This window comes from Streptococcus sp. SR4 (genome assembly GCF_000517725.1).
GTDB lineage: Bacteria > Bacillota > Bacilli > Lactobacillales > Streptococcaceae > Streptococcus > Streptococcus salivarius_F.
In genome coordinates this window covers 14,878-33,121 of the sequence record NZ_AZYW01000047.1, presented here as the reverse complement: position 1 = coordinate 33,121, position 18,244 = coordinate 14,878, and the positions used below count along the sequence as shown (strand labels likewise).

Below are 18,244 nucleotides of genomic sequence, written 5' to 3'. Positions count from 1 at the left end.
CTCCTTTTTTATTTTGTTGACTGACGTAAGGTAAGACCGTGATTAAGAATAACATCTTTTTCTTCAAGCTCTTCCTTATTCATGATTTTAGTCAACATACGCATGCTAACTGCCCCTAAATCATAGAGAGGATGATTAATACTAGAAAGGTTTGGACGTGTATAGCTTGTAATTGGTGAGTCATTGCTTGTGATGATTTCGAAGTCTTCTGGAACTGATTTACCTGCAGCAAAGAGGCCATTCAAGAGACCTGCAGCCAATTCATCTTCTCCAACATAGGCAGCAGTGGCACCAGAGTTCAAGACACGTTGTGCTAGATCAAAGCCATCTTTATAGCTATATTTAGCTTCAAAGACTAGTCCTTCATTGTAGCGCAAATTATTCTTTTCAAGTCCAGCCTTATAACCAGCTAGACGGAGCTTGCCATTAATATCATCAATTAGTGGCCCTGATACAAAGGCAACCTTTTCATTATTCTTGGCAAGCTGTGTTATAGAATCCTCAACGGCAGCTTTATAGTCGATGTTAACACTCGGTAATTGGTGTTCGAGGTCCACTGTTCCTGCTAGGACAATCGGCGTACGAGTACGGGAAAATTCTGCACGAATTTTTTCCGTCAAGTGGTAACCCATGAAGATGATACCGTCTACTTGTTTGGCAAATAGAGAGTTAATCACGGTAACTTCGTGATCGTCATTTTCATCACTAGATGCAAGAACAATATTATACTTGTACATGGTTGCAATATCATCAATCCCCCTTGCTAAAGTAGCAAAATAACTATTAGCAATATTTGGGATGACAACTCCTACAGTAGTGGTTTTCTTACTCGCCAAGCCACGCGCAACCGCATTTGGACGGTAATCCAAACGATCAATGACCTCAAGCACTTTTTTTCGGGTGTTTTCTTTTACATTTTTATTTCCATTTACCACACGAGACACAGTCGCCATCGAAACACCTGCTTCACGCGCAACGTCGTATATAGTAATTGTTTCATCAGTATTCATAAAAACACTTCCTTTCTCATTTTACGCTCACTTATTCATTCTAATTGTATCAGATTCTGAAAACACTTTCAATTATTTTGACTGATTTTTTACAAAAAAATGAAAGGGATTCCTTCTTTATGGTTACGAGGAAGAAAGCCATTTCAGAAAAAGGCCTCTCATTTCGTGTTTCCAAGACTATCCATCGCTTACAAAACTAGCCTAAAAAAGTCTCAATGAAAGTAAATGATTTAATGAAAAGCCAAAAAACAACTTGCATTTTCCCTATAAAAGTGACAGAATGAGTGTAAGAAATACAAAGGAGTTTTTTCTATGTCTAAACTTGATCGCATTCGTCATTTTTTGAATGAAAATAAAGCAGGGCTAGCTATTGTTTCAGATCCTGTAACTGTCAATTATCTTACTGGTTTTGATTGTGACCCACATGAACGCCAAATGTTCCTCTTCGTCTACGAAAATCGTGAACCTGCCCTCTTTGTTCCTGCTCTTGAGGTTGCACGTGCCTCTGCTGTACTCGACTTCCCAGTCTTTGGATATGTGGATTCTGAAAATCCATGGAAAAAAATCAAAGCTGGCCTAGCAAGTACAGACAGCCCTATTATTTATGCAGAGTTTGACAATCTCAATGTGACTAAGTTCCAAGGATTGCAAACGGTCTTTGATGGTCGCTTTGAAAACTTGACACCATTCATTCAAAAAATGCGCGTTATCAAGTCAGCTGATGAAATTCAAAAAATGTTGGTTGCCGGTGATTATGCTGATAAAGCTGTTAATATCGGTTTCGACAATATCTCTCTCGACGTTACTGAAACAGACATCATTGCTCAAATCGAATTTGGCATCAAACGCTTGGGCTATGAAATGAGCTTTGAAACTATGGTCTTGACTGGTAACAATGCAGCCAACCCACACGGCATTCCTGGAAGCAACAAAATTGAAAAAGATGCTCTTCTTCTCTTCGACTTGGGCTGTATGGTGAATGGCTATGCTTCAGATATGACGCGAACAGTCGCTGTTGGAAAACCCGATGATTTCAAAAAAGAAATCTACCACTTGACTTTAGAAGCTCAACAGGCTGCCCTAGATATGATTAAACCAGGTGTAACTGCCAGCGAAGTCGATGCTGCAGCACGTAATGTTATTGAAAAAGCTGGTTATGCTGAATACTTCAACCACCGCCTCGGACACGGTATCGGAATGGATGTGCATGAATTCCCTTCAATCATGGAAGGAAATGACTTGGTAATCGAAGAAGGAATGTGCTTCTCTGTTGAACCAGGTATTTACATTCCTGAAAAAGTTGGTGTTCGTATCGAGGACTGTGGTTATGTGACAAAAGATGGCTTTGAAGTCTTCACACACACACCAAAAGAATTGCTCTATTTTGATGTCTAATTAATAAACATGGGTCTTCAATTAAATTGAAGATCTTTTTGTTTGTAGCCAAATCGAAAACACCAAAAAAGCTGACTCATCGAGAGTCAGCTTTTGCTATTTTTCCTCATGCTCTTGTCTAAGATAGTCAAGTCCTTCTTCAATCCATCCTGGCATTGCTTCTGCCAAGGGTTTAAAGCCATAGTTCAAACGACTATCAGAGAAACGATGACGATGAGGGATTTTATTTTTTTCTTCCTCAAGGGTTCTCAAAGAAAGACTAGCCTTTTGTGTAAATTCATCAAAATCAACAACTTGAACCAAGACCTCCTGGTCTACCTTGAGGGTATTGTAGATGTTGTCGATATAACCTGTCTTAATCTCCGAGATGTGAATCAAGCCTGTGGTACCATTTTCCAATGAAACAAAGGCACCGTAAGGCTTGATGCCTGTGATAACACCCCTAAGCTTGTCTCCAATTTTCATCTTAGTCTGCTACCTCAACTGTTTCAATCACAACATCCTCAAGTGGCTTATCTTGAGCTCCAACCTCAACATTGGCAATCTCATCAAGCACCTTGTAAGAGTCTTCATCCACCAATTGACCAAAGACTGTGTGACGACGGTCTAGGTGAGGTGTTCCACCATTTTCAGCATAAGCTTCCGCGATTGGTGCTGGCCAACCACCACGTTCGAGTTCCTTTTTAGCATAAGGAATTTCAGGCGTTTGAACGATGAAGAACTGGCTACCATTAGTATCTGGTCCAGCATTGGCCATAGAAAGCGCACCACGGAGGTTATAGAGTTCTTCAGAAAATTCATCCTGGAAGCTACCACCGAAACTTGACTCACCACCCATACCAGTACCAGTTGGGTCACCACCTTGAATCATAAAGTCCTTGATAATACGGTGGAAAATCACACCGTCATAGTAGCCACTCTTGGCCAAATTGACAAAGTTAGTAACTGTTAATGGTGCATGATCAGGGAAAAGTTTGATGACCAAATCACCATGGTTTGTTTTAATTGTTACGACTGGACCTTCTACTGCATCCAAGTCAAGTTGTGGGAAATGAAGTTCTTTTTCTACCAATCCGAGTTCCTCCAAGGCATTGAAAATGCCATCTTCTTCTACTGTTCCTGTAACGTAATCTGCTTTTTCTTTCAATTCTGGTGTAGCGTTACCCATGGCAATCTTAAGTCCAACATAGTCAAAGATTTCCATATCGTTTGGACCATCACCAAACATCATAGCATTGACCGGTTTAAGGTTTTCGTGCTCCAAGACATGCTCGACACCAGATGCTTTTGAGATACCATTTGCTACGACGTCAGAGGAGTGTTCGTGCCAAGGCACCAAGCGGACATGTGTCGCAAGTTCTTCTGGTAACTCAAGCTCACCATCATTTTCCGCAAAAGTCCACATATGGTAAACATCGTTCGACAAGTGGAAGTCTGGCTCCACATCACAAAGACCATAGACTGGTTTCATAGCATCATCAATCAAATCTGAACGCTCAGAAACAACTGGCTTATCCTTACCAGCAAAGCCCCAAGCAATCCCAATCTCCTTGCACCAAGCAACAAAGGCTTCTGTAACCTCACGAGCTAGGGGCTGGTTATAAATTTCTTCGCCTTTTCGATTAATCACATAAGTTCCATTGATGGTTACAAAATAATCGGGCTCTAAGTCTCGAATGTCCTCAACGACACCATAGTAGCCACGTCCTGTGGCAATCCCCGTCAAAATTCCTTTTTCTTTAAGCCCTTTGAAAACAGCCTTAATAGACTCAGGAATGTAGCCTGTCTTTTTGACACGAAGGGTGTCGTCAATGTCGAAGAAAACAATCTTTGTCTTCTTGGCCTTGTATTTTGTTTTAGCATCTACTGGCATCGCTAATCTCCTTTACAGTATCACGTCCAGAGTTAGGTATATCTGCTATCCTAACTAAAGACCGTATGGTACTCCCATTATATCATGTCTTAAAGCCAAAAACAAAAAATCATCTAGGACTATAGCAGTCTTAGATGATAGGCGTTTTAACGGTTAACACTCTTGATAATACGTTTAATATCACGTTCTTGTTCACGACGTTTGATAGACTCACGTTTATCGTAATCGTGTTTCCCTTTGGCAATACCAAGCAATACCTTGGCAAAACCGTTTTTTAGGTACACCTTAAGAGGAACCAAGGTCATTCCTGTTCCCTTAAGGTCATTTTGAAGTTTGGTGATTTGCTTCTTCTTAAGCAATAATTTTCTCGTACGGTCTGGATCTTGATTCCAAATATTACCTTGCTCAAAAGGAGCAATATGAACATTGATTAACCAAGCCTCACCGTTCTTGATTTGGGCATAGCCATCTTTTAGTTGGATGCGTGCCGCACGAACGGATTTAATCTCCGTCCCTGTTAGCACGATACCTGCTTCAATAGTATCAACGATACTATAGTCATGTCTAGCCTTTTTATTCTGAGCAACAACATTGCCTTCACCCTTTGGCATAGCAGTCCCTCCATTCTCATCCTATTTTCGTTTTTTAGCAACGTCCTTGTAGAAAGGTTTGTTCCCTTTCTTCTTACGACGGCCACTCTCACGTCCCTTGTTATCATTATGAGGACGGTTTTGATTCTTACGCTTGTCGGGTTTCTTAGATGACTTACGTTTTTCGTCATAAGAGCCTTTACGACCATTAGCATCTTGATGGTTACGGTTATCCCCACGTTTACCACGACGTTCGAAGTCTCCATTTTGACGGTCACGACGTGGACCTCTATTTCGGAAGGCTTTCGCCTTCTCTTCACGTTCCTGACGAGCCTTGTGGTCTACTTTCTCAGTAACATCATACTCGCTTGGAAGGTATTGGAAGTCAATGTCTCCTGTTTCCTTATCCGCACGTGTTAATTTGACACGGATAGGCTGACCAACTCGGAAAGTCTTACCAGTTTTCTCACCCTGAAGTGTCATGGTACGTTCATTGTAATTGTAAAATTCTGGAAGGGTCGTGATGTGAACCAAACCTTCGATAGTGTTTGGCAATTCCACAAACATACCAAATTTAACCACACTTCCGACAATACCATCGAATTCTTGGCCAACAAACTCTTCCATGTATTCCGCTTTTTTCATAGCTTCAACGACACGTTCGGCATCAATGGCACGACGTTCAAGAGTTGAAGATGATGTCGCTAACTCAGGAATAACCTCTTCAAAATGTTCACGTGTTTCTTGAGACATATTGTTAGTGTACTCACGAATCATTCGGTGAACCAAGAGGTCTGGGTAACGACGGATTGGACTAGTAAAGTGGGTATAATACTGAGCCGCAAGTCCATAGTGTCCGTGGTTGTGTTCTGAATAGCGGGCTTGTTGCATTGAACGAAGCAGCATCATGTTCATGACCTCTGCTCCAGGTTTTCCCTGAACTTTGGCCATAAACTCTTGCAAGTCTAGCTGATCCATCTTATTGGCAGTTCCTTTGATTTGAACACCAAAGATAGAGGCATAATCCATGAAGCGTTGCAATTTCTCAGCCTTTGGCTCTTCGTGGATACGGTAAATAAATGGCAACTTAGCCTTAGCAAAGTGCTCTGCCACACATTCATTGGCAGCCAACATGAAGGATTCAATCATTCGCTCGGCTGTTCCACGTTCACGCACCACGATATCCACTGGCATTCCCTTCTCATTAACCAAGATACGAGCTTCAGATGTATCAAAGTTAAGGGCACCACGACGCTCACGCATGTCTTCTAAAATCTTATGCAATTCTGCCATAGCTGATACAGAATCCATGATTGGCTTAAACTGCTCAATCTTTTCTGGATTTCCAGCCAACATCTCATTGACATCACTGTAGGTCATACGGAAGGTTGTATTAATCACAGATTGACAAATCTTATGATTAACCACCTTACCTTTAGGAGTAATCTCCATAATGGCTGATTGCGTCAAACGATCAACATTGGGATTAAGTGAACAAATACCATTCGAAAGACGCTCAGGCAACATTGGTACCACGCGGTCTGTCACATAAACAGAAGTCCCACGTGCTACGGCCTCACGGTTAAGTGCAGATCCTTCAGTAACATAGTAAGACACATCAGCAATATGAACACCAAGCTCAAAGTTACCATTTGGCAAACGTTTGATATGAACCGCATCATCCAAGTCCTTAGCATCAGCTCCGTCAATGGTAAAAGTTACCTCTTGACGGAGGTCAACACGACCAACGAGGTCTTCCTGACTCGGTGCATCTGGTACAGCTTCTGCTTCCGCCATGACATCCTCTGGAAACTCTGAAACAATATCCATTGATTCCAAGACTTCCAAGACATCAATACCGGCATCCCCCTGATGACCAATAATGTCACGAACACTTCCTACGAAATAATCATAGTGACGGTTAGGGTATTTTTCAATATCAACCTTGATAATTTCAGTACCATCTAGGGCAACTGGTTCTTTCTTGATATAAATTGGCTGCTGAATTTTTTGGTTTTTAGACTTAATGTAACCCGCATAAGGTTCTTTCTCGTCGCTAAGGATAAATTTCCCTACAACAGTCTTAAGCGAACGTTCTACAATTTCAACAACACGCGCTTCTGCTGCTGTCCCACGCAAACGATCTGCTGGCTTCTTGATAACAACGGCAACAGTATCACCGTCAATGGCATGGCCAACATCATTACGACCGATGAACATGTCATCTTCACTGTCATCAACATGCAAGAAACCAAAACCGTTCTTATTGGCACGGAAGATACCTTCAACAGTCACCTGATTAGGATTTTCTTTCTTAGGACGCAAGGATACAGAGCCATCTCGGTTAAAACGCAACTGTCCCTTACTTTCCATGGCTGACATGGCCTTGATGAGCTGAGGGAACTTTTCTCCCCCAGCATGATTAAGAGCCTGGGCAATGTCGTTTACACTGGATTTCCCATGCTCCTTCAAATAATTTATAATAGATTCTTTCATGATTTCCTTTTCTTTTATTTATTGACTATAACGCAAAAAATGAGCCAACCTCAGTCAGCTCATTACTTACTTGAGAGAATGGAAAGGACGATTGCATCTACAATCCATAGAAAAACCATGATTCCTGTAAAGCGTTGCATAAAGGCTTCAAAACCACGTGGTTTACTACGTTCAAATAGTGCTTCTGACCCACCACCATCAAAGACATTGCTACTTGGATTTTTTTGTGGCTGCATAAATACCGCAATCACAATAATAGCTGACATCACCAAGAGCAGCGTTAATAATAAGTCGTACATAGTTATTCCTCCGAAAAAGTCCTTCTTATTCTACCATAGAACCCTTTAAGATTCAACATGTAAGGTTACTTTTCTATCCTTAGGGCAGAATTTGGGTACCTGAATTTTCTCAGGATGATTCTGTTTATTTTTACTTGTGAGATAGTTGATGCTCCCACATTCACTACACTTTAAATTGATTTTAACTCTCACCTATATTCTTGACTCCTAGCAATTTTCTAAAGATGATTAAGGACCAGACAAAATTTCCAAAGACAATCATTGCAGTCACAAAGAAGACCCAGCGATAACCTAGACCTGTCGCAACTGCTGACCCAACAAAGGGACCTAAAACCTGTCCAATATATGAAAAGCTTTGATTAAAGCTAAATATTCTTGAGATTCCTTCCTTGGGTGTCATCTTGGTCAATAAAGAATTGACACTAGGCATAAGAGCACCTACACCGAAGCCATAGGCAAAGCGTAAGATACCCAGTTGCAAGGCTGAACCGGCAAAACCACAGAGGAAATACAAGAGAAAGCTATAAAATAGCCCCATTAAAAGCAAGCGATGATTCCCAATACGGTCTCCCAATTTTCCCAGATAAGGGGTACTTAAGAGACTAGAAAAGCCCATAGCAGAAACAATTAACCCTGAGTAAAAAAGGATATTTTCCCTCTGACCTAAATAACGAATGTAAAGGGCCAACATAGGTGCAATCGATTGGGCAGAAATCTGAATAATCATACTGGTCACAAAAAGGCCAATCAACATAGATTTGCTGGGAATTCTTGCAAAAACCTGAGAAAGGGTCATCATCTCTCCCTTTTCGACAGGCTGGAAATCCTCTCGCAAGCCAAAAATAGTTAAGAGGCAGCAGATAAATAGAATGAGTCCAACCAATAAAAAGGTACCCCTCATACCAAACGCCTCAGATAAGGTACCACCTAACAAAGGGCCAATCAGAACACCTGCCGTTAGACCCGTAGACAAGGTCCCCAAGGCATAGCCAGAACGATTCTGAGGAACCTGACTAGCAATTAAAGCTGTGGCATTTGGGACATAGCCTGCAAACAAACCATTCAGCGTTCTTAAGAAAAGCAGCCAGAAAACATTTGGGACTAAGGCAAGCCCTCCCATTGTAAAAGTCATCACCATGCTGGCCCTAATCATCATAGGCTTTCGACCATAACGGTCAGCCAGGCGTCCCCAAATAGGAGAAACCAAGGCAGAGGCTAAGGCAGAGATGGCAACAGACAAGCCAGCATACCATTCGACCATGTCTCCTTTAACACCAAGTTCCTCAATGTATAGGGCCATGAAAGGCATAACAATGGAGAAACTAGCTCCAGTAAAAAAGGTTCCTATCCATGCAATTTTAAGGTTACGTTGCCAATCAGTACTTTTAAGTTCTTTTTGGCGCAAATAATCATCTTCTTTCTAAAATTCACTATCCATTATATCACAATGGCTAGCTATGAGGAGCTCGTTAAATCATTTATTGCACTCTTAACCTTCTCCTTCAAATCATCGAGACTACCGTTATTATCAAGAACCAAGCTGGCATAAGGCATTTTCTCAGCTAAAGACATCTGGCTATCAATACGCAGCTTAGCTTCCTCAACACTTAAGTGATTACGTTTCATCAAGCGTTGGCACTGGATCTCCGGTAACACTGCCACCAACCAAATCTGATCAAACCAGTCCTGATACCCATTCTCAATAAGCAAGGGAATATCCATGAAAAAAACATCTTCTTTCTTAGCTAAATAATCCTTTTGCGCTGCTAGTTCCTCTCGAATAATCGTCCCTTGAATCTCAGCAGACCGCTGTCTCATCTCCTCATTGGAAAAGATCAGTTGCCCTAGTTTAGGACGGTTCAATTCCCCATTAGAAAGAAGAATTTCCTCTCCCAACCAATCGAGTAAGGCACGGTACAAACGGCCCCCTTGAGCCTGCATGTCGTGTACAAGCTGATCAGCGTCAATGACCTTGTAACCTGCCTCTTTAATCATTTCAACAACAGTAGATTTTCCTGAAGCAATACCACCTGTTAACCCAATAATCATCGTTTCTGACAATGAGGACACAAATGTGTTCCTCTCCCTCCTAACTTGATTTTCTCAATTGTGCTTGCGCAGCGTGGACAAGGCTGTCCCGTCTTTCCGTAAACCTGCAAATAGTTCTGCATGGTCCCATCCTCACCAAGGGCATTACGATAAGTCCTTATAGTTGAGCCACCTTTTTCAATTCCTAGCTGTAAAATAACAATCGTTTGATCATGGACTCGCTTCATGGCTGCCTTGCTGAGTTTCTTTGCTGGCGTCTCAGGATGAACCTTGGCTGCCCAAAGCACCTCATCAACATAGATATTGCCTAGACCAGCCACCAATTTCTGCTCCAAAAGGAGACTTTTAATGGGCTTTGCAGAGGTCATCAAGGCTCTCTCAAACGGGGCGTATTTAAAAGCCTTCTTAGTAGGCTCAGGACCAAGCTTTTTCTTTGTAAAATAAGCCTCCTCTTGATTTTTAGCCAATAAATCAAAGGTCCCAAACTTGCGGACGTCCTGATAAACAAGAGTCGAGCCATCATCTAAGATAAAGAAAAGATGGAAATGCTTATTAGCAGGGACCTGATCCGTAAACAAGAGGTATTTCCCTTCCATGCGCAAGTGGGAAATCATAATCAACTGTCCAAAATCAAAAATCAAGTACTTGCCTCTACGTCGCATGGCTTGAATAGTTTGGCCAGGTAAGTCATTCAAAAAACTATCGTAGGAGGTCTTAATCATTTTCGGGACCTTAACTTCAACAGACGAAATGGTCCGACTTACTACCAATCTTTCTAACCCTCGTCTAACAGTTTCTACCTCAGGTAACTCAGGCATCTGCTCCTCCTTCTAACAAGAAAGCCGAGCAAGTGCCCAGCTTTTTAATATTCTTTTTCATTGTAACCAAAATCAGCCAAATCAAGTTTTTTATCACGCCAATTTTTCTTAACCTTAACCCAGGTTTCAAGGAAGACCTTGTCCCCAAGCATGACTTCAATATCTTTACGGGCAAGGGTACCAATTTTCTTGAGCATGGAACCTTGCTTACCAATGACAATACCTTTTTGGCTATCACGCTCAACCATAATTGTCGCACGAATATGAATCTTATCCGTGTCTTCATCACGTTTCATCTCATCAATGACAACCGCAACAGAGTGTGGAATTTCTTCACGTGTCAACTGAAGGACTTTTTCACGAATCATCTCCGATACCAAGAAACGCTCTGGGTGGTCGGTGATTTGGTCCGCTGGAAAATATTGGAACCCTTCCTCAAGGTTATCACTCAAGACATCCACAAGATGAGAAACATTGTTTCCTTGGAGGGCAGATATCGGAATAATCTCCTTGAAATCCATTTGTGTACGGAAATCCTCAATCTGCTCTAGGAGCTGATCTGGATGAACCTTGTCAATCTTATTGATTACCAAGATAACTGGAACCTTAGCTTGTTTAAGACGTTCGATAATCATATTGTCACCCTTACCACGGGGCTCGTCCGCTGGTACCATAAAGAGGACTGTATCCACTTCACGAAGGGTTGAATAAGCCGATTCCACCATGAAATCTCCAAGAGCCGTCTTAGGCTTGTGAATTCCTGGTGTATCGATAAAGACAATCTGTTCCTTATCAGTTGTGTAAATCCCCATAATTTTATTACGGGTTGTTTGAGCCTTATCACTCATGATAGCAATTTTTTGCCCCATAACATGGTTCAAAAACGTTGATTTTCCTACATTAGGACGGCCAAGAATAGCCACAAATCCTGATTTAAATGTCATATAACTTCTTTCCTATTTCCTTTTAATTGAAAATTAAGTGCCAAATTTTAGGTATAAAAACAATCATACCCGTAATGAGTGCATAACAAGAAACCACTAGAACAGCTCCTGCAGCCATATCCTTGGCATTTTTGGCTAGCATCGAAAAGTGATAATTACTGGCCAAATCGACAACATTTTCAATGGCAGAATTAACAATCTCTAGGGCAATTACGAGAAAAACTGCCATCAAAAGAAAGAGCCATTCTGTCGCAGACACACGAAAAATCAAGCCAGCCAATACCACCAAGATAGCTGAAACCAAGTGCTTGCGCATGTTGCGTTCTTCTTTAAAAGCTGTGATAATCCCTGTTAGAGCAAACTCAAAACTAGCTGTAAATTCTCTGTTTTTCCACTTTTTTTGTGGATTATTGTCGCGTAAGTCCATAAGCAGTCAAAATTTCTTCCTGTAATCCAAACATTTCCGCTTCTTCTTCTGGGGTGTAATGGTCGTAGCCATTGATGTGAAGAAAACCGTGAACAGCCAAGAAGCCCATCTCACGCTCAAAACTATGACCATAATCCTCAGCTTGCTCGTGAGCCTTATCAACAGAAATAAAGAGTTCACCGATATAACTATCAAACTCTCCCATCATTTCAGCTAATTCAGGATTTTCAGCCAACTCTTCCTCATCAAAGCTAATGTCTAATTCAGGCTTATACTCCAAACTAATAACATCAGTTGGACGGTCCGTATCACGATATTCCAGGTTTAGCTCGTGGCTACGTTCGTTGGTTACAAATGTAACCGCCATTTCCTTGTCTTCCTTGCCAAGTCTTTGTGCTGCAAAATCTAGCAACTCCAAGGTTTGTTCTTTTAATTTCTCAGAGACTTGTCCAGTCTCATCAATCATTTCAATATACATAAGATACTTTAGGAACGGCTATGCTCACTTCAAAGTATAGAACCGCTCGCTTCCTTTCACTAACTCATTAGCTTTTTTTATACAAATACTCAAATACATAGAATACTAGCCCAGAGTATTTTTGGTCTATTATTAATCACCTCATTATACCATAAGGACACAGAAAAAGCAGACTTAAGGCTAATTGTCTGCTTTTTGTAGGACGTCTCTGGGAATCACTTACTTATCTAAATTATCCTTAAGACGTTGAATATGAATGGTTAAAAAGACTTGTTCGTCTAAACTTAGTTCAAAGGCGTAGCTTGTCTTGATATAAGCAACAATCTTTTGGGTACAGATAAAGGACTCTGGATAATTTATCTTAACTTGTTCATATAGAAAAGCATCATTCTTGCCACCACTAACTCCACTCACAATACGCTGTGCTAGGTATTGGAGATGGGTCATAAAACGGTTATACGAGAAACTATCCTCCTCCAAATCATAACCAAAATGAAGACGGACAATGTCACTAATCCCAACCACAATTTGAGTCATCTGTCGGTCTTTTTCATAGAGACCCGCATCTTTTTATGCATTAACAAAATGTAAAGCGACAGAGGCAGCTTCATCATCTGCCAACTGGACTTCTAAATCCTTGGCAATCAAACGAAGGGCTTGTTTCCCAATTTCATACTCCCGAGGATAAAATTTTCGAACCTCCCAGGCCAAAGGATTCTGCAAAGAAACACCCTCTCTATTTCTTTCAATAGCATAATGGAGGTGATCGGCAAGGGCGATGAAAAATGAGGGATCAAACTTGGTTTGCAAGACAGCCTCAGCAAAAGTAAGGATATTCAAAAAGACCTGCATTTCACCATCAGGTAAATTGACGTAAACACGAGACCATTCCTCTACTGCCTCTGTATTTTCCAAAACAAAAGTCTTTTCAATTTTTTCCTTATCAACAAGGTCTCCGACCTTCTTTTGAAAACCTAGTCCCTTACCCATGACAATGTATTCCACATTATTATCCAAAGCTTGGACAACATTGTTGTTTAAAACCTTTTCAATCTTCATCATGATTCCTCGTTATAAAAGCGCTTACTTTATTTTACCAAATTTTTAATGAGAAACCTATTTACTACAAACAAAAAGCGCTGGACTGACCAACACTTTTTACTTATAGTTCTGTTCGATTTTCAATAGCTCTTAGCAAGGTCACTTCATCAGCATACTCAATGTCAGAACCGACGGCCAAACCACGCGCTAAACGAGTCACCTTGATTCCTGCAGGTTTAAGGACACGTGAAATATACATAGAGGTTGCCTCACCATCTGCTGTTGCATTAGTGGCGATGATAACCTCGTCAACCTCGCTGTCCATAAGGCGAGTAATCAAACTTTTCAGGTTAATATCGTCTGGTCCAACACCATTCATAGGGGAGATAAGTCCTTGAAGCACATGGTAGAGACCACGGTATTCCTGAATCTTTTCCATAGCTGAAACATCTTTGGAATCTTCAACAACCAAAATCTTAGTACGATCTCTGGTTTCATCGGTACAAATATTACATGGATCATCATCTGTCAAACGACCACAGACCGAACAATAAGTCAATTCACGTTTTGCTGCCAAGAGGTTTTTTGCGAAATCATTGACATCTTCATCAGACATGCTAATGGTATAAAAAGCTAGGCGTGTCGCTGTTTTAGCCCCAATTCCAGGGAGTTTTGAAAAACTATCAATCAGCTTCGCAATTGGAGTAGGATAAAGCATGAAAGCCTCCTGTTCTTTATATTTTTTATTCATCGCTCATCTTTTGTCACTTTCATGGATAAGCCTTTAGCCAAGAACAAATACTCAAACACTATATCACAGAAAAATCCCTCGTGCAAGGCACAAGAGACTTTAGATGTTTAGTGGGTATTTTGGTAAAGCTCCATAATAGCTTTGACCGCATTTTGATGGGCCTTACTCTTCCAATCTAGAGCGTGTGGGTACATAATCCCAACTGCCAACTTCGTACCTTCTTTAGCGGTCGCATAGGCAACGGCATTAAGATTAACCGTTGTTACAGAGTTACCAGAAGCATCCGTCGCATAGGTTTCGGCTGTCCCTGTTTTACCACTGATTGGAATGATAGAACTTGCCATAGCTTTACCAGTCGCAAGGCTAGATCCTGAATTAACGACATCATTAAAGCCTTGTTGGATAATCCCCATCTGCTCAGAATCAAGAGGTAAGGTATTTAACACACGTGTATCTACCGTTGAAGCTAGTGTTCCTAGACTACCATTAGATCCTGCATCGTAGATACCTCCAACGATATGAGGTGCTACACGTTTACCACCATTGGCAATTGAAGCAACATACTGAGCTAGCTGAATGGTTGTATAAGAGTCGTACTGACCAAAGGCCTCTGTCAAAACGTTGGCTACATTGTAATTCTTAGAAATGTAACCTTCTGATTCTCCAGGTAAATCAAGTCCTGTAGACACGCCCATACCAAAATCAGCATAGGTATCACGAAGCGTCGTCATGGCCTTATCCATATTGTCAGTCGACAAGGCCATACCTGGAACATACTGTTGGCCAAGTAGTTTAATTGCAATCTGCACCATATAGGTATTTGATGAGTATTCTAGAGCCTGTGTCGCGGTAATAGCACGGCTACCTTGGTCTGTAAACCAAGATGTGATAGGGGCTGAACCGGCAATGTTAATTGGTTGGTCAGTCAAGACCTGGTTCCCATAGATAGCACCTGAACGCCAACCAGCAGTTAAGGTTGCCCCCTTAACAACAGATCCCGGAATGAAGACATCAGTGATTGTGCCTAAGGCATTGGCCTTAAAATCTTGTGCTCCTTGCTCGTGTTTTTGCCCTGCCATAGCAAGTACAGCACCAGTGTCAGCATTCATAACCACTGCATACATTCCTTCAGAATAGGTTGCTTTATTCTCTGAAATCTCTGAAGAAAGCTGTTGACCTAGGATGTCTTCAACTCCTTTTTGGAAATCAAGGTCGATGGTCAACTGCAGATTGTTCCCCTTGCTGCCCTTTTGAGTAATTTTATCACTAGCAACTTCGCCTTCCTTGTCTACTGTAATCTCACGAACAGTATGTTTTCCTTGTAGTTTCTCCTCGTATTCTTTTTCTAGATAAGACGTTCCTACACGGTCATTAAGGGCATACCCTTTCTTGAGGTATTCCTTGGCATCTTCTTGTGGCAAACCTGCTTCTGAACTTGAGACTTTCCCGATGAGAGGAGACAAGGCTGAATCAACCGTATGACGCTCCCAATCCTTAGCAACCGTAATACCATTAAGTTCCTTCTGTTTAGCTGCTACAATCGCAATTTGTTCAGGCGTCAAGTCTCCTGTTTTCAATGTGACTGTTGAGAAATTAGAAACAGCATTCATCTGTGAGTAAATGTAGACAATCTTAAGCTCATCCTCAGTGTAATCCACTGCTTCATCAGGAACGGCATCAACAGCATTGTTGTAAATAGTAGCTTCAGCTAATTTATTACCAAACTTATCTGTTTTCTTGTCCTTTGGAAGGTCATTAACCACACGTTTGTAGGTGGCAGAATCCGCTAGATAGAAATCGCGTTTCTGGCGTGCTGTTACCTTCGTCTCCGTTAGTGTTACCATGGTCGCTAACTTTTCAGCGACCTTCTTCATAGTATCTGATGACACCAAATTGCTACGTGTAAAGGTAATAACGTCCTTACTCTGGTTGGTTGTAAGAGCAACCCCTTTAGCATCAAAGATTTGCCCACGCTCGCTTGCAATTCTAACCGTATACTTGGAGTTATCCTCTAATTTCTTAGTATAAAACGATTTGTTATAAACCTGCATATAGGTCAAACGTGCAAAAAGCAACAAAAAAAGGACAAAGACTACACCAAAAAGCAAGTAAACACGACGTGAAATGTTTACTGGCTTTCTAGGCTTATTCGCTCGTTTTTCTTTTTGTTTTTGGCGCCGTTTTTCCCATTTTTGACTGAGTTTTTTCGAAAATGATGTCACTTTTTTTCCTCTATGTTCTCATAAAAATTCTCTTTTATTTTATCACAAATAAGCTTTAGCAAACTTAAAAAAATGTCGAAATCTAAAAAAACTTGCCTCAATACAAGACACGTTTTTTAGATTATAATGACAACTTTTTTATCCAGCTAGGAATGGCTTTACTGATAAGAGTCGGCAAAACCACATAGGCATTTTTAGCCAGATCATCAGCGATAGCTGAGTGAAGCCAGGTAGCTACTGTAACAGCCTTATAGCGATCAATTGAAGCGAACTGGGCCAGAAAACCAGTAATCATACCAGCTAAGGTATCTCCCATTCCTCCTGTGGCTTGATAAGGCCCACCAACTTCTAAATGAGCTACTTTTTCACCCTGATAGACAGCCGTCTTATGACTCTTGGCAACCAGGATTGTCCCAGCTCGGAACTCTCCCAAGGCTTTTTGAGTGTTGGAAACTGTCTGCTCTGGAATCCTTAAACCAGATAAGCGTTCCCATTCTTTTTGATGTGGGGTGAGAGTAAGATGACAATCTGGTAGGTTCTTCTTATTTTTCTTAGCCAAAAGATTGAGAGCTGAACCATCAACAACCAAATTTTGATCTGCCCTAATATTTGCCAGAACCAAGCCCATAGCCTGACTAGCTGCACCATCTTCACCTAGGCCAGAACCGATTAATACCACATCAGCTGCCCTAAGATTCTCAAGAAATCTTTCAGTCTCTCTAAGGTCAAAAGCCATGGCTTCAGGGAGATGAGCATGAAGGGCTGTGATATTTTCACGATCCGTAGCCACTGTGACCAAGCCTGCCCCACTATTGACACAAGCTATGGCAGCCATAATGATGGCACCACCATAAGGATAAAGCCCACCAACTAAAAGCACTCGACCGTAAGAACCCTTGTGAGACTCTCTCAAGCGAGGTGTTATCACTTGCCTAGCTAAATCGTCATCAACTTTCATAAACTATCCTTTCGCACTACGAAGAGCAGCTTGATAGGTCTGTTCCATCAACATAGTAATAGTCATAGGGCCTACACCACCTGGAACAGGCGTGATCATGCCAACCTTATCTTTCACTTGATCAAAATCAACGTCACCACAAAGTTTGCCTTCTTCATCACGGTTGATTCCTACATCAATGACAACAGCACCCTCTTTGACATATTCTTCCGTTACAAATTTTGCACGTCCAATAGCTACAATCAAGACATCTGCCTTGCTACAAACCTTAGCCAAATGCGGTGTTCGTGAGTGGGTCAAGGTAACTGTAGCATTCTTTTCTAGAAGAAGCTGAGCCATAGGTTTACCAACAATATTACTACGTCCGATAATAACTGCTGTCTTACCTTCCAATTCAACATTGTACTCACGAAGGATTTCCATAATCCCAGCCGGTGTACAAGGCACCATTTGACGGCGACCATTCCAGAGATTACCAGTATTCATAGGATGAAAACCATCAACATCTTTTTTAGGATCAATAGCCAAAAGAATACGCATTTCATTAATATGATTAGGCAGTGGCAATTGAACCAAGATACCATGGAAAAGCGGATCCTGATTATAGCGCTCAATAACTTCAATCAACTCTTCCTCACTAATACTCTCAGAAAGATTGACCGTCTGACTATGGAAGCCAGCCTTTTTAGCAGCACGTTCCTTATTACGCACATAAACCTGACTGGCAGGGTTATCACCGACCATGATTACCACGAGTCCTGGCACAATCCATTCCTTTTCTTTTAGACGTGCTACCTTATCATGCAATTGATCCTGCATTTTAGCAGCTAGGGCCTTACCATCCATTATTATCGCCATGGGTGTTCTCCAATACATACTTTTTTTCAATTATA

General features: G+C 41.3%; 18 protein-coding genes and 1 pseudogene. 1 reads left to right on the top strand and 18 read right to left on the bottom strand.

Annotation, left to right across the window (positions count from 1 at the left end; translation table 11 throughout):
- Window positions 1-8 precede the first annotated feature (8 nt).
- Window positions 9-1,010, bottom strand: coding sequence for a catabolite control protein A (gene ccpA, locus HMPREF1519_RS05610; RefSeq protein ID WP_022496011.1), 1,002 nt, complete (start codon window positions 1,008-1,010; stop codon window positions 9-11).
- 312 nt (window positions 1,011-1,322) lie between these two features.
- On the opposite strand from ccpA, the gene HMPREF1519_RS05605 reads away from it, so the two are divergent.
- Window positions 1,323-2,405 carry a M24 family metallopeptidase gene (locus tag HMPREF1519_RS05605; protein WP_022496010.1) on the top strand — a complete coding sequence of 361 codons (1,083 nt, stop codon included), beginning with the start codon at window positions 1,323-1,325 and terminating at the stop codon, window positions 2,403-2,405.
- 96 nt (window positions 2,406-2,501) lie between these two features.
- Here HMPREF1519_RS05605 and HMPREF1519_RS05600 read toward each other — a convergent pair whose 3' ends face one another.
- The 17 genes and pseudogenes from HMPREF1519_RS05600 to HMPREF1519_RS05525 all read right to left on the bottom strand — a co-directional run bounded on the left by HMPREF1519_RS05600 (window position 2,502) and on the right by HMPREF1519_RS05525 (window position 18,209).
- On the bottom strand, window positions 2,502-2,870 hold the full coding sequence (locus tag HMPREF1519_RS05600) for a S1 RNA-binding domain-containing protein (protein WP_002886108.1): 369 nt from the start codon (window positions 2,868-2,870) through the stop codon (window positions 2,502-2,504).
- Window position 2,871: 1 nt separating this feature from the next.
- Window positions 2,872-4,278, bottom strand: coding sequence for a Cof-type HAD-IIB family hydrolase (locus HMPREF1519_RS05595; RefSeq protein ID WP_004182928.1), 1,407 nt, complete (start codon window positions 4,276-4,278; stop codon window positions 2,872-2,874).
- 146 nt (window positions 4,279-4,424) lie between these two features.
- Window positions 4,425-4,889, bottom strand: coding sequence for an SsrA-binding protein SmpB (gene smpB, locus HMPREF1519_RS05590; RefSeq protein WP_002885905.1), 465 nt, complete (start codon window positions 4,887-4,889; stop codon window positions 4,425-4,427).
- 21 nt (window positions 4,890-4,910) lie between these two features.
- Window positions 4,911-7,364 carry a ribonuclease R gene (rnr, locus tag HMPREF1519_RS05585; protein ID WP_022496009.1) on the bottom strand — a complete coding sequence of 818 codons (2,454 nt, stop codon included), beginning with the start codon at window positions 7,362-7,364 and terminating at the stop codon, window positions 4,911-4,913.
- A gap of 62 nt (window positions 7,365-7,426) precedes the next feature.
- The gene (gene secG, locus HMPREF1519_RS05580; protein ID WP_002886135.1) at window positions 7,427-7,663 is read right to left on the bottom strand and encodes a preprotein translocase subunit SecG; all 237 of its coding nucleotides are present in this window, start codon (window positions 7,661-7,663) and stop codon (window positions 7,427-7,429) included.
- Window positions 7,664-7,708: 45 nt separating this feature from the next.
- A complete protein-coding gene (rpmG, locus tag HMPREF1519_RS10340) occupies window positions 7,709-7,855 on the bottom strand; it encodes a 50S ribosomal protein L33 (RefSeq protein WP_002890443.1) in 147 nt (48 codons plus the stop codon).
- The gene (locus tag HMPREF1519_RS05575) at window positions 7,845-9,068 is read right to left on the bottom strand and encodes a multidrug efflux MFS transporter (protein ID WP_002886097.1); all 1,224 of its coding nucleotides are present in this window, start codon (window positions 9,066-9,068) and stop codon (window positions 7,845-7,847) included. Before HMPREF1519_RS05575 ends, rpmG begins: the two co-directional genes overlap by 11 nt.
- Before the next feature lie 50 nt (window positions 9,069-9,118).
- Window positions 9,119-9,712, bottom strand: coding sequence for a dephospho-CoA kinase (coaE, locus tag HMPREF1519_RS05570; RefSeq protein ID WP_014634130.1), 594 nt, complete (start codon window positions 9,710-9,712; stop codon window positions 9,119-9,121).
- Complete coding sequence (gene mutM, locus HMPREF1519_RS05565; RefSeq protein ID WP_021144488.1) at window positions 9,709-10,530, bottom strand: DNA-formamidopyrimidine glycosylase; 822 nt, start codon at window positions 10,528-10,530, stop codon at window positions 9,709-9,711. The genes coaE and mutM overlap by 4 nt, the downstream gene beginning before the upstream one ends.
- Window positions 10,531-10,574: 44 nt before the next feature.
- Window positions 10,575-11,474 (bottom strand): GTPase Era, encoded by a 900-nt coding sequence (gene era / locus HMPREF1519_RS05560; RefSeq protein ID WP_014634128.1) that lies wholly within the window; start codon window positions 11,472-11,474, stop codon window positions 10,575-10,577.
- Between the two features lie 22 nt (window positions 11,475-11,496).
- Complete coding sequence (locus tag HMPREF1519_RS05555) at window positions 11,497-11,901, bottom strand: diacylglycerol kinase family protein (protein WP_004182934.1); 405 nt, start codon at window positions 11,899-11,901, stop codon at window positions 11,497-11,499.
- A complete protein-coding gene (gene ybeY / locus HMPREF1519_RS05550) occupies window positions 11,882-12,379 on the bottom strand; it encodes an rRNA maturation RNase YbeY (protein WP_002886021.1) in 498 nt (165 codons plus the stop codon). Before ybeY ends, HMPREF1519_RS05555 begins: the two co-directional genes overlap by 20 nt.
- Before the next feature lie 219 nt (window positions 12,380-12,598).
- Window positions 12,599-13,438: pseudogene (gene licT, locus HMPREF1519_RS10695) on the bottom strand (BglG family transcription antiterminator LicT).
- Between the two features lie 103 nt (window positions 13,439-13,541).
- Window positions 13,542-14,138, bottom strand: coding sequence for a recombination mediator RecR (gene recR / locus HMPREF1519_RS05540; protein ID WP_002889030.1), 597 nt, complete (start codon window positions 14,136-14,138; stop codon window positions 13,542-13,544).
- Between the two features lie 140 nt (window positions 14,139-14,278).
- Window positions 14,279-16,393 (bottom strand): penicillin-binding protein PBP2B, encoded by a 2,115-nt coding sequence (gene pbp2b / locus HMPREF1519_RS05535; RefSeq protein WP_022496005.1) that lies wholly within the window; start codon window positions 16,391-16,393, stop codon window positions 14,279-14,281.
- 121 nt (window positions 16,394-16,514) lie between these two features.
- Complete coding sequence (locus HMPREF1519_RS05530) at window positions 16,515-17,351, bottom strand: NAD(P)H-hydrate dehydratase (RefSeq protein WP_022496004.1); 837 nt, start codon at window positions 17,349-17,351, stop codon at window positions 16,515-16,517.
- A 3-nt stretch (window positions 17,352-17,354) separates the two neighbouring features.
- The gene (locus HMPREF1519_RS05525) at window positions 17,355-18,209 is read right to left on the bottom strand and encodes a bifunctional methylenetetrahydrofolate dehydrogenase/methenyltetrahydrofolate cyclohydrolase (protein WP_022496003.1); all 855 of its coding nucleotides are present in this window, start codon (window positions 18,207-18,209) and stop codon (window positions 17,355-17,357) included.
- Window positions 18,210-18,244: the final 35 nt, after the last annotated feature.